We start from the raw sequence: 13,175 nt of genomic DNA, 5'->3' as shown, positions 1-13,175 counted from the left end.
CCGGCTCGTCGATCGATCAACTTGTCCACGAGCACAAGATCGACTGGCGCACACTGTTCTTCACGCAGGTGAAGATCACGAGGGACGGCGAGACCATCCCGGTCTGGAAGTTCCGGACCAAGCCGGTAGGCGCCCCCGAAGAGGCCAGCCGCCGGGATTCCACCGACGAGACAAGGTGGCAGAGCTGGCAGCGCGCCACCTCGAACGATGAACTCCCGCAACTGCTGCTGATCGCGGCCGGCATCATGCAGTACTTCTCCGGCAGGCCGATGCTGGACGCCGACATCGAGCTGATGGACGACGCCCGCGCGCGGGGGGTGATCACCGATGAAGAGTACGCGTTCTGGATCCAGCACCTGAAGGACGACCTGTGGTCGGCAGGGTTCTATCCGGGATGCCGCTGGCTAGAGGCTCAGAGCGACGAATACCTGCGGGCTCGGGTCGACTGCGCCTTCATCTGGTCGAGAATCGGCTCTCGCCCGGCCGAGGAATACCTGATGGCGGTGACCGACAAGTACCTGCTGAGCACCGTCCTGCGGGAAAGCACGGAGTTCGTGTTGGGCACCGCGAACGATATCGTCGAAAGCATCGCCGGTCTGCTTCCCGGACGATCCGGGCAGATGCTCCTGGCGACGGGACAGCACATCTTCGGGGGCATCACCGGCCGGATCGCAAGCACAGTGCGCGCCGCGACAGGCTGGGCGGCCGACCACGTATACCCGGCACCAGCAACGGATTCCGAGGCCGAGTCGACACCCGATCCCGAACGCCCAGCCGACAATGGCGCCGCTAAGTCTGCGCCCGAGGAAGGGCCCCCGTCGCGCAGGCGCAAACCCGCCAACCCCACGGCTCCGATCGGAGCGATGAGCGTCCCTGGCCTCGACGAAGCTGATCCAGCGGCCGATACCGCCCAGGACAAAGACTCGGCCGCCGAGGCGGCTCTGGAGCAGAAACCAAACGCAACCACGACGTCGCGCGATACCAAGGGTGGCGCGGCATCCGACAATGCCGCCAGGCACGGTGCGGGCGGCGGCAACCCGCCAGGGCCCGTAGTCCGCTTCCATGAATTCGACCAACGAGCCGCACTCGATCTACCCGCCCGACACGGACCCCGCCGACCGCGCGTGGGCGGGCCGGGATTCGCCCGAATCCCTGACGGCGGAGTCGCTTTCCATCATGACCCGCATAGCGGCCAGGAATGGGGTCAGGACGCAGACGAACCACCGGCAGCGCCTCCCCAGGCTCAGACCGCTCCCGGCGATGCCGCGCGTCCGGATAAACCCGCTCAGCCGAACAGGGCCGACCAGGTGCCCTTTGAGTTGGCACCGGAGCTGAGCCGAGCGCTCCAGACCGCTGAGCGCGAGGCGGCGGAGGTGGCGGAGGAAGGGTTGCGACTTGCTCGCAATCTCGGGATCAAAACCGAGCACGCGTATCGCCAGGAGGTCGAGGGCGTCGAGCAGGTGGTCCAGGATCTGCAGGCCAGGCAGCAGCGGCGGTTCGATGCGGCGTTACGGCGGCTTGTTGTCGATGGGTTCGCGACCCTGGTGCTGCGCGACGAGGCGTTGGTGCCCAAGGCAGCCGAGCATTTCGAATTGCTGAAACCGCATATCAAATCCGCTCGCAACTATGTTCACGAGGTGCGCACCGCGTTGGCGGTTCTGGCCGCCAGGGATGTGCTTACGGCTTTGGGCGCGGAACCGATTCTGGATGATGACGGTCACCGGATCGAGGGATTCGGCGTAGTGCCCGGCCAGGGCATCGTGGTCGCATCGCCACTACGCGGTCAACAGAACCTGGCAGACGAGCTGACACCGGGGTTGCGCGAACGAATGGCAGAGGAAGGGATCCCGATCGAATACCTTCAGGTATTGATCGATGATAGTGCCCAGCTGACCGTGGAAACGGTATCCGGCGAACACACTGAGCCGGAGTCGGCGATGCAGTACTACGTCGACCGTCCGGACTCCCGTGAGGCCGACCGGGAGGCCAAGGCATGGCTGAACGACCTCGCCGATGAGCGATCGTTCGCCGAGAAGTTGGCCGAAGCGCATGCCCGGGGTGAGGTCGCGCGAATCCGTCTGGAGACTAGAGATCATCACACCTCGTCGGCATCGGTCTACTTGATCATCTACCGGAATGGTTATCGGGCGGTCCTGAAGAAGGTCCGAGAAAAGGATCACGCCGATGCCGAGCAATTGGGTGCGCGGACACTCCGCGATGTCGGAACGCGGGCTCCGGAGGTGCTGCGCCTCGACGACCTCACGCTGATGGTGGAATATGTGCCGGGGATTCCGGCGAACAAGCTGTTTTGGCATGGGAAAGACGGGTGGCGCGAGTATTTCCCGACCCCCGCGGCAATGCGCCAAGGTTTGGGCGACATGCTGATCCGCCCATTGGATCGTCATGAGGGCGGCAATTGGCTGCTCGCGCACGGATTCCACATAGTGCCGATCGATAACAGCAACGCATATCAGGAGAAGTGGCCGCAACCGAAGGGATTCAGCGATCATTTCTGGGCGATCAAGAACGGCTTGGCCACATACATCAAGCATCATGTTCCGCCCTCGGAACTGAATGACATCCGCGAGCGAATCCGTGCATCGGAGTCCGAGTACGACGATCTCCGCCGCTGGGATTGGTACTCGGGTGTGAGCCGGATCTTCGAGCAGATAGCCGCGAACGCGGAAGACGCGGTGCCGCCCACTCGCGAACCCATCGATGTGCTGCGGCTTCTCGAACAGCTTCGCGACGATCTGGCCGACCGGTTCGGCCTGCCATATCCACACGACACACGGACACCACGCGAATGGCGTCGCGCGGTCGCCGAGCTGCGACAGACGTACACCGATAATTCCGACCCGGAAATGCTCGGCTATGTAGACACTTTGGACGGGCTGGTCAAACTGCACCTGCACGCCCAGATGAAGGAGGTGAGCGCCGAGGATCTCGACGGCACCTGGGAAACCGAGAAGCCGATCGACGATACCCGGGTCGAATTGGTCGACGCGTACTTGGAAGGCCTGTCGCTGCGACTCGAGGATTTGACGCAAGGCGCGCACTACCCCGATGCCAATGGCGAGACCGACGCGCAATGGCAGACCCGCTTCGACCGTGAAATCCAAAGTGCGACAACCGAATCACCGCTAGACGATGCTTCTGCCGGACCGGTGGCAGACCAGCCGCGCGAGAACCGTCAGGGGCCAGCAACCAATCCCGAGCGGCCGCGGGGCGCCACAGGCACGCCCGGACTCGGCGACCCCCACGGACCAGAGCTGCATTTCGACGGCGGCATCGACCCGGCGGTGCTCGACCTTTCTACCCCGAAACATCCCAGACGCCTCGCCCACGGGCACCTCAACCCGGTAGTCAACGCCATCGGCCCCAACCCCGAGGGACACGCATTCGACCAACTTGGACAACAGCGCAAACCACCGACACCACCAGAGGACGCACCCACCGACCAGAGCGTCGCACCAGGCCCAGAGGACACCGTTACGGCGAGCGAGCCCGAGCAGATCGGCACCGAAGCGGTAAGTCCCTCAGCCCAGCGACCGCACGAGTCCGCCGATACGGCGGAAGAGCCGGCCCACCCCGATGCGCTGACCATGCGGATTGTGCTCGAAGCAGTGCGAGAACTGGTAGGTGCCGAACTCGTCGCACAGGACATTACGGCCGAGGCATTTTCGCAGGCGGGTGAGCAGGGCACCGACGCGCTGCTCACCGTTGCCCGCACTCTGGCAGTGGATCATGTGCGCTTCGCCCGATTCCGGCAGGCGCTGCTGGTCGCGCTCATGATCGATGCGAAGGTCGATATATCCGATCCCATGGTTCGCGCCCTGGCTGAGGCGAGCAGGAAAGATCTGGAGCTGTGCCTTGATGAATTACCTGATGAACGCCGCTTTCTCGAGGCGAGATTCTGGGACGGGCTGACGCGTCGACAAGCGGCCGATCGGCTTGGCCTGGACAAGGCTCCGTGGGCGGTGGAGCGCCGCGCACTCCGGCGCGTTGCAACGAAACTGGCGGCGACCGCCGCGCGGGCAGAGCAGGACAGCCTGGTATCCGAGCTTGCACCGGCGCCAGCGTCCACCCCCGTGATCCCTGGTCCCGCGATACAAGACCTGCGGTTCCTCGGCGGGAAAGACGGCATCGACATGCCGCATGAGATGGCCGAGGCGATCATCGCGGAAGCATTGCGCAACCTGCCCGCGGCATTGGACGGAAACTACAATCTGAATATCCGGGTCGGCGCGTTTCTGGTGCGTATACGGAAGCCGGGCGCCGACAATATGGACGCCAGACTCACTTCCGAACCGAGGGTAATCGAATGGCTCGCCGAGCGCGAGGTCGAGGTAAAGATTCCTCGGTTGTACTACATCATGAACGGTGTCGTACTGCCGGACGGAACCATCGTCGACGGTGTACAGATCCAGGGGTTCGTGGACAATGCCGGTCTGATCGATGATTTGCCGGAAAAGCCGATCGCTATTGTGGTCGCCAGTCTCGCGAAACTTCATGAGCAGACAGGTACCAACGCGGAACTCAGTCTCGACAGCTTTGTCCGTAGGCTGGTCGATGAGAAAATGGATATCTTCCGCCGAGAAAGCGAATACTACGGCGATGTCTTCGAGGCTATAGGTATACCAAGAAATCCATACGAACCTGTTCTGCGCATGGTGCGGCCGGGCGCGAAAATTAAACCCGCTCTCATACACACCGACGCACATTTCAGGAATGTTCTCTACGCTGTCGACAGCACGGTGACACTCCTGGACTTGGAACTCGCCAGGCCGGGCGACCGCGCCTTCGACTGGGCCCGTCTCCGGCTCCTGGAGGGGTCCGGGCCGAACGCGGACCTACTCCGACGGCTCCTTCCCCAGACCGACCGCGACGAAATGTACGATTTGCTCTCGCAGATCGAGAGAACCATCACCGACACTGTTCGGCACGCACGCGCGGCGGCATTCGGTCTGCTCACTCCCGAGATGATCCATTTCGCCGCAACCGACTTGGCGAAGGCCTTCAGGGCGGCCAGACAGAGCCAGGGAATCCGGACCTACCGGTCCATACGGCAGTATTTCGAAGCAATCGGAGTCTGGAGTCCACATCCCGCGGAGATAACCAGCGCCGAGGCACTGGCCCTCGACTACGAGCCCCTCTATGTCGTCCTCGGTCCGCCCGCACCGGCTGAAACCGAGGAGCCCGATTTCATCGACGCGCCGTTCGACGAACTCCGGCATTGGGCCCACCAGGTGCGCTTCGACGAGATTCGAATGGTCATGGCTGGACAACGCACCAAGGTCGCCCAGGCCCTCGCAGACCTTCATAGTGGCACATTGCCATTGCCCGATGACGCAATCGGACCGGCACGTGCGCTCAATGCGATCACCTTTGTCCTGTGGGAGAGGATCACCGATGGAATAGCATTCCTCGGCGATGCACAATATGTAGAATTGCTCGACGACGCAGCCCTGGCCGAAATCGCGAACTATCTCGCGAGTTGGACGCCGATCGTCCGCGAAATGGAAGCCAGCACTCGCACGGTTTTCGACTGCATCGGAAGTCTCCGGCTGCACAATGCCCCACCGCCTAATCTCCATGAACTTTCGGTATGGGCCGGGCAGCTTGCGCACAAGCTGGAGCGGTTGACCGAGTCAGTACATGCCGAAGAAACATCCACTCCGTCCCGGATGACAAATCGAAAGGCAGCGAATCTCGAGCAAATGAAATCCGCGCTGAGCATGGCCATGGCGAGTTGGATGGGGGAACTCGGTTTCTACACCGATGTCGCCGACACCTACCTGCACAAGGTGGGGACGGCGACAGGACTCGATCCCGCGGTGGCCGATGCATTCGGTCGCCTGCCAGACCTGGCCACCGCATTCGCTCGCGCACGTGATGAGTCGGAGCGAGACTTCGCCGCCGCATCTGCGGCGTATCTGGCATGCCTGGTCAGCATAACGAGGTATTACCTGATGAGGAGCACCGACTACACATCCGGTCTCGAGCATCTCGGTCGTCTTTCCGAGACACTGCGCGCTATCGCGGTGCGCCTGCCAGGACACCAAGTCCCGCAGGCGGCCTCGGCCGCCGCACACGAACTGCACGAACAATTAGAGACGCTGCAACACATCAGGCCGAGGCGTATGTGGACACGATCGCTGGGCACGACCGCATTCGATCGACTCGCCGCCGACACATCGATCGCCGACGCGTTCGATCAGACTCTCGCCCTCCTTCGCGGAATGAGCAATCCGCCGGTACAGGCTCCGCCAACCGACCCATCCGAGCCCGTTAACGGCGGCTCCGGAACACTCCCCGGTCACAACGCCGCCGTTCCCGAGCCCTTCCAGCACCCCGGGGACAACCCATTCGCCCCCGAACGCCACCGCCTAGTCGGTCTTAATCGGCCGCGGCAACTCGCGAACCAGTTCCTGGCTTTCCACCACAACGACGATGTTCCCGGCGACGCCGTGCACTGGGACGAACCACACCGGCAAGTCCCGCAACAGTCGAACGAAAATGCCTCGGGCGCAAAGGAACCGGGCCACGACGGCCAACCAGCGGCACCACCACCGTCCGTCGAACCCACCACGAGCCCGGTGGAGCACGTTCCGTCAGCACCCCCCAGCGCACCGTCGCCGCATGCTCATGAACAGTTCGTCGTCCGCGACGCTAGCGATATACCCGAGAACCAGGACCAACGAGTAAGTGCCGCCTATCCGGCACGCGACCAACTATTGCGGTTGCTCGGTGAACGGTTCACGTGGCTCACCGACGAGCAGGTCGCGGCGGCGAACGTACTGTTCACCCAGCTGGTGGTGAAAGCGAGACAGCAACCGAATAGTCGGATCGAGGCCGTCGTGACGGCGACGGACGCGCAGGACATTCGCAAAACGCGCATCGAGGTGGTCACTACCACCGCGCCGGGCGGCGCCGAGACGCCGTCTGAACACCAGCCCACCGTGGCGCTCAGAGCCCTCTCCGATGACCATGGCACCGATTACTCTGACGGCGGTATTCGGCACTCCGCCTGGTTCGAACTCCATCACCAGTTGGAAACCAGCCCTGAAGAACCGCCGCCGCCAGGTGCCCGGATCGCGAGAAATCCGCACTCCGACAGCCCCGAGGAGGATGTGGTATCCGGCGTGCTCGTCGTCGATTCGCGGGCGTCCCAGCCGGAAACCCGTGGGCGTCCGCTCAGCATCAACGGGGGTGTCGTCAGCGCGGAGTACCGATCCGGTGTACTGATTCTGCACGCCTCCGAAACGATGCGACAGCGGGACCTCGGAGACGGGCCCCGGCATTCGAGACTGATCACCATCGATACCGGAACCGGTGATCCTCCGGTCGACTGCCGGATCGAGTACGCACTAGACCCGTACGGGAACGCCCATGCATGGATCCGGTTTTACAGTTCGGATAGCACCGATCTCAGCTTCGAGTACACCGCCCCTCCACAGGCCGACGACATTTCGAAGATGATCGATGCTGCCCTGCACACCCGCTTCCCCACCAAAATGATCGCGGTACACGACTGGCAGCCTCCGTCTGGTTCAGGTTCATATCGGTACATCAGGCCGAGAGCACACACGCTGCAGCCGACCGAGAGCAACCACGCCCCGGTCGAGTCGGCGCACAGCGCCGCTGTACGTACTGACGCTCCTACCGGCATTACCCGCCCGAGCGATCTCACTCGGGAACAGTTCAACACTGCGAGGAGGCGCGCGGCATTCGCAGCGAAATGGTTGGCGACGCATCAACTGTTCGAACGGCATCGTCTTCATAGATTCTCCTGGCCAGCAGGAACGTCCGGCGCGGCGACGATGGATCTGACCTGGTTGTACGCAGTTCCCGACATTGTGCGGACCGACCCCGCTGTCGAGCCGCTGCTGCAGGCATTCTGGACCCTCTTTCCGGAGGATGATGGGCCACTTTCCGCGGAGCGGGTACGGGTGGCGAACAGCGCCGGTTATCCGGCGATCTTCGAGATGTGGCCCGACGAATACGCCATGCATCTGCAGTACGGGTCTCCACTCGGAGCATCCGCGGCAACCGTGCGCCGTGTCGCAGCAGATAATGTCAGCCTCGCGCGCCTGGAAGTTCTGGCCGCGGCCGCGGAAGGCCCGCTACTCGCGCAGACGCTTCGTCGGTTGGCCATCGAACTGGCGCAATTCCCGGCCGACCCCGGCCCGATCTTCGAAGGTTTGCACGATGAAGACCGAACCGCATGGATATGGCCGACGCAACCGCGCTTCAGCTTCGAACAGCGCAGATCTGGGGGCCTCGAGCCGATCCATTTCCCGGTGCCCGAAGAACTTATAACCACCACCGCTGCGGCGCCTGCCCCGCGGCCGATGGGACCGGTGCCCGGCGCACCGGCACCCGACACATCCACAACTCGCCGATCGGAACGCTTCACGCCCAACGATCTGGCAAAAATAATCGGCCAACGACGCCCAACCAGCACGCCGAGCACGCCTACCGAATCCCTGCACAACATGGTATTTCAACAGGTGAAGGCGGTCGTAGGCTCCGCCGAAGCGGCCGAGGACATCACCACGGAGGCGATCGCGGACCACGGGAACAACGACCATGAAGTAGTTATCGCCCACGCCCGCAATCGCGCGGTCGAACACGTTCGGTTCGAACTCTTCCGGCAGTCCATGCTGCGCGCATTGGTCGAATTCGTGAAGGTCGACCCCGCCGATCCCTTGGCTCGCGCACTGGCTCCCGGGCGGACCAGGCACGATGTCGAACGCGGTATCGAGGCCCTTCCCGATGTCGAGCGCGATTACCTCATGGCCCGGTTCTGGAACGGTTCGACACGTACCGAGACAGCCAACCGGATGCGGCTCGACGAGCCACCACGGCAGTTGGAACGCCGCGCACTGCGCCGACTGGCGGCGGCGGTCGCAGTCGATACCGACGACGACGCGGATGCGAGCGGTCCGGCACCGGAAGCCGAGCGTCCGATACCCGGCCTGAGTACCAACGATCGATACAAGCCGATCGGCGGAACAACCGGCGAAGCCATGCCAGCGGAAATTGCCGAGGCACTTCTCGAGAGAGGACTTCACAGGCTGGCAACGGCTATGAAGGGGAGTAAGAACGCTAATGTTCCCGTCGGCTTCATCGATGGAAAGCCACAGTTCATGGTGCGCTTTCCCACGGCCGCTGCGGACGATCTGGATAAGACGAAGCTCGTCGAATGGCGCGTCTATCGGAAGTTCGCCGAGGCGAATGAGCCCTCAGTGCCACGAGTATACCGGGTATTCCACAACGTCGAAATGCCCGACGGGCGCCGGATCGATGAAGTTGTCCTCATGGAATACCTGGACTCCGAACAGCTCGCGGATTCAATTGAGCATGGGGGTCTGACAGAAGAACTGATCAACGAGGTGATCGAGCTTTTCGATACTCTCCACCGGCAGACATTCCTGGGCATCGGGGACCGCCGGAAATTCATCGAGGAACTCGTCGCCGAGGAAATGTCCAATATCCGGGCAGCGCTCCCCGAAATCAACGATTGCTTCACGGCGCTGGGGATACCGGAAAAGCCCTTCGAACCGGTACTGCGTTGGATCCATTCGGGCGTCATGTCGTCGGAAATCCACGCGCCGTTCGCCGTCGTGCATCTCGACGCGCACTTTCGGAACCTGCTCCGCATCCTGAGTGGTGCACGAGCCGGGAAAGTGGTCGCGGTGGACTGGGAGCTGGCCAGGCCGGGTGACCGTGTCATCGACTTCGTCCGCATGTATCACTTGACCGGGGCCGGACCGGCCACGCAGCGCTTGCGGCAGAAGACATCGGCTTCGCCGAAAGTGTGGGATGTATATTTTCTGTTCTTCGAAATCCAGCGAATCATTCACGACCTCATCCGCCTGCGGCGGGCAGCGAAATACGGTCTACTCACCGCGGAGCAGATCCGCTTCGTCGGCAAAGAATTGCGAAGCGCCTTTGCGACCGCCAGACCGACATGGGCCCATGCCTCAGATGTGCCCAGCACACAGATCTTCGACGCCCTTGGTGCTTCGATTCCGCCCGCGCAGTGGAGCCCGCCCGGCGACCTGTCCACTGTATCGCCCCAAGGCCATGACGCCGACGCGGCAGAAATCCCCCGCGCGCTGCCATCGCGAGGCGAGATCGCAATGCCGGACCTCACCACAGCCACATTCGACGAACTCGAGGAGTGGGCCTTTGCGCTGCCCTTCCATGAGGCTCGGCTGCTGATGACCGAGACACGGGAAGAGGTCACTGGACACCTGGCGGCATTCCATCGTGGCGACCCACCACCGATCGCGGAGTTGACCGGCGCGGCGCGGAGACTGAACGCACTTACCATTGCGCTGGCACGCGAACTCGAAAAACAATTCGTCGACCCGGGCCAACTCGGTCTCGACCCGGGAATGTTCAACAACGAAACGCTGTCCGAGATGTTGTTCATGCTCGCCGGCTGGAAGCCCGTCGCCTATGAAATGTGGCTCAGCGCGGGCCTCGTACTCGACAGCATCGGCACCGTAAACAGGCCGCGATCCAGGCCGCACCCACTACACCACCTCCCGGTGCCGTTCTGGGAAATTCATCGCAATCTGGAACAGATTGTCGAAGCCGCGCACGAGGCCAGGGAAGTCGTTTCCGCCCGCAGTGTCAGCCGGGACGACCCCCGCCGTGAGCGTTTGATCGCAAACGTCGAGGAGACAGTGCAGCGACTCGCGGAATTGTCCGGTCCACGGGTTCAGACCCGATACGAATCAGCCGATATCAGCTTGCAGGTGCATTCGCAGGGAAGCTTTGCGCCCGAACTTGTAGATATCTTTGCTACGCTGCGCGAGCGAGCCGAGACATACAGTAACGTAACCATATACCGTAAACAGGATGATAAAGCGTTCGCCGCCGTAGCCGAACCCTACCTGTGGAGCCTAATCCTCGCGGGAATGTACGTCACGAATCAAACCAGCCGCTACACCTCCGGACTCCACTATTTCGGTCAGGCTGCCGACGTACTCGACGAGATCGCGCGTCGCTTTCCGGTGCACTGGGCACCACAAACGGCCGCGCGCGAAATCCGACTTTTGCACAACCAACTCAGCGCACTCCATCGCGACCTGCCCGCCGGCCTGCGGGGACAGCAAATGAGCGAGGCCGTTGCCGAGTGTCTCATCTACCGCGGGGACACCGACGAAGCGCTTCAGGAGACCCTGCGTCTGCTCCGCCGTGAGGCGGATTCTGCCGAGCTGCCGCACCAGGGCTCGGAAGAATCCGATGCGGCGACGGTCGATACTGCCACGCAGCCGTCGACCCGATCCAATTCCGCGGCGCAACCAGATGATGTCAGATCGGTCGAACCAGGCAAGCCCGTCGCCGCAACGACCGGGTCCGTCCTGGATTCGGATGCGCCGGGGGCTGAGGCGGTGCGCAGAGGATTCGTTTCCCCCGACAGAGATACCGTCGGAAGCAATTCTCATCATCCTGATCGCATCAGCGCCGCGACGGACATTCCACAGGCGGGCAAGGACGGCCCGATAATGTTGTCCGGCCATCAGGCGCTCGCTGATCTCGTCGCCCGATACGGCGATAACATCGTCTTCCACGGCTCCGGTACCGCGATCGCCCGGCTGGAGCCGCGTCAGATGCAATGGGAAGACGCCAACGGAAAATTCTATCGTGACGGCGATCCCGCCATATGCGCCTCCGCGGAATACGATGTTCCGACATTCTTGGCACTTTTCAAAGATAGAGATGCACGATGCGGATATGAGGAGGGCACGGACGGCAATCTCCGGTACCTGGTTACCGGCGGAAGAACAGGTAACTGGAATAACTACATAGGATATGTCCACGTAATCGACAGGCGATATTTCGAAGCTGTCGTCCCCCCGGTCCCCGAAGGCTGGCCGACGCCCCTGGGCAGAGACCGACTCCCGGAACTGCGGTCGACTACCGAGGTTGTGCCGTTTGCCATCGTCAAGGTAACAGTCGATGATTTCCCCCACCCCATCGTGGACTATGACTCGGTTCCGCATGAGCTACCGGAACCATCGGTGCCGTATTGGCACTCCGAACGGCTCTCCGATAAAGTCACCACTCCTCGCAGCGAAACAACCACCGGCGGCACTTCCGCACACGGGAACGACAGTCCAGGCGGCTCCGGCACCGGCGGCGGACCACCGGATTCCGGAACGCGAGGAGGGGAAGAGCATCCTGGAGATTTCGTCGTCACCATCCCCAGCGGACACAAATTGCAGTGCCGTGTCGAAGGCCCGGAAGACGGGACGCCGATAGTCCAACTCCACGGCACGCCGGGCAGCCGCGTAGACACGGCCCCACCCGAGCTGCTCGAAGAACTGAATGTGCGACTGATCACGTACGATCGCCCGGGCTATGGCGGATCCGACCTGCAGGAGGGTTTGAAGGTTGCAGATGCCGCCAGGCATGTCGAAGCGATCGCCAATCACCTCAGAGTCGAAAAGTTCGCTGTCGTCGGCCGATCCGGCGGGACTCCCTACGCGGCGGCAGTAGCAGCCGGACTGCCCGATCGGGTCACCAGACTCGGGCTCCTCGTCCCCGTCGCGCCTCCTGCTCTGATGAAAGAGAAATTCTACGAGGGTATGACCCAGCAAGTAGCCGGCTTGGACAAGTCGTTCGAGGGACCGACTGCACAGAAATTTGCGAACTTCCTAAAAAATCCCACTGATCCGATGGGGATAATTGGTATTCCGCGGGACAAGCTCGGCAGCATCGATCAGGAAATCGTGGAAAAACACTCGGAAAATCTCTGTAAACAGTTCGCTGAAGGTTTGAAAAACGGGTATCAAGGCTGGCTTAATAGCTTGGAGGAGTACAGGAATGACAGACCCTGGGGGTTCGACATTGGTGACATCGAGTGTCCGACTATCGTCTGGACTGCGAGTGGGGACGGATTCACACCCTCTGCGCAGGCCGAAAGAATCGCCGCACAGCTTTCACAAGGCCAAGGTCGACTATATACGGTTCCCGGAGAGGAAGTGGGTCATTTCGGTGCACAGGAGATCAAGCCCGGTGCGTACGCGTGGTTGGCCGGGAGAGATGATTTGACGCTTTTCCCCAGCGACCCGCCCCCCGGTCATTCGTCTGGGGCGCCCATCCCTACCAGACTTGAACAGTGGACGTCTCTCGCCGAGCGCAGCACTGGGTGA

Annotated in this window: 1 protein-coding gene (running past one end of the window); it reads left to right on the top strand. The window is 62.3% G+C overall.

Going from position 1 to position 13,175, the window contains the following annotated elements:
* Positions 1-13,175, top strand: the 3' end of a protein-coding gene (locus ACIBG0_RS00315; RefSeq protein ID WP_397027849.1) for an MFS transporter. The gene continues 36,064 nt to the left of window position 1, outside the view; the window shows 13,175 of its 49,239 coding nt (coding positions 36,065-49,239); its start codon lies beyond the left edge, outside the window; it ends in the stop codon at positions 13,173-13,175.

Origin of the sequence: Nocardia sp. NPDC050630 (genome assembly GCF_044457245.1) — a bacterium.
Taxonomy (GTDB): Bacteria; Actinomycetota; Actinomycetes; order Mycobacteriales; family Mycobacteriaceae; genus Nocardia.
The sequence above is the reverse complement of the archived record's forward strand: the minus strand, read 5'-3'. Positions and strand labels throughout refer to the sequence as shown.